At 67.3% G+C, this 593-nt stretch carries 2 protein-coding genes; one reads left to right on the plus strand and one right to left on the minus strand.

Annotation, left to right across the window (positions count from 1 at the left end; all coding sequences use genetic code 11):
* A partial coding sequence (locus D3D01_RS22590; RefSeq protein ID WP_304999836.1) for a transporter associated domain-containing protein occupies positions 1-313 on the plus strand: 313 nt, incomplete at its 5' end.
* 67 nt (positions 314-380) lie between these two features.
* Here D3D01_RS22590 and D3D01_RS22595 read toward each other — a convergent pair.
* On the minus strand, positions 381-593 hold a 213-nt coding region (locus D3D01_RS22595), incomplete at its 5' end, for a hypothetical protein (protein ID WP_121513859.1).

Consider the following 593-nt stretch of genomic DNA (forward strand, 5'->3'; position numbering starts at 1 on the left):
CGAGAACACCTACCTCGTCCGCGGCGAGGTCAACATCGACGAGGTCAACGAGATGCTCGACATCGAACTCCCCGAGGGCGAGGAGTTCGAGACGCTCGCCGGCTTCATCTTCAACCGCGCCGGCCGCCTCGTCGAGGAGGGCGAAGAAATCAGCTACAACGACATCGTCATCCGCATCGAGCAGGTCGACAACACGCGCATCATGAAAGCACGCATCCGGACCAACGCGGGCATCGAAGCCGCCGACGGCAACGGCGACGACGACGAGGAGAACGGCGGCGACGAGGAAGCGGAAGTCGAGCCCGACACCTGACCTGACCTGACGACGCGACGGAGTCGCCACCGCCGACACCCGGTCGAACCCGTTTTCCGACCGCGAGTTATCCGAGGAGCGTAACCGACAGCACCACGAGCACCAGCGACGCCAGCGCGAGAACCACCAGTCCGGTCGCGTCGGCGGTGCCGTCGCCGAGCCGTCGCGCCCGTCCGCGGAAGCGAATCGCCAGCGCGAACGCGCCGAGGCCGACGGTCCCGAAGGCGAACCCGCGGAGCGAGATGCCGGTCACGACCGCCATCGCGACGTGGTAGACGCC

This window comes from Haloarcula sp. Atlit-7R, assembly GCF_003666065.1.
Taxonomy (GTDB): Archaea; Halobacteriota; Halobacteria; order Halobacteriales; family Haloarculaceae; genus Haloarcula; species Haloarcula taiwanensis.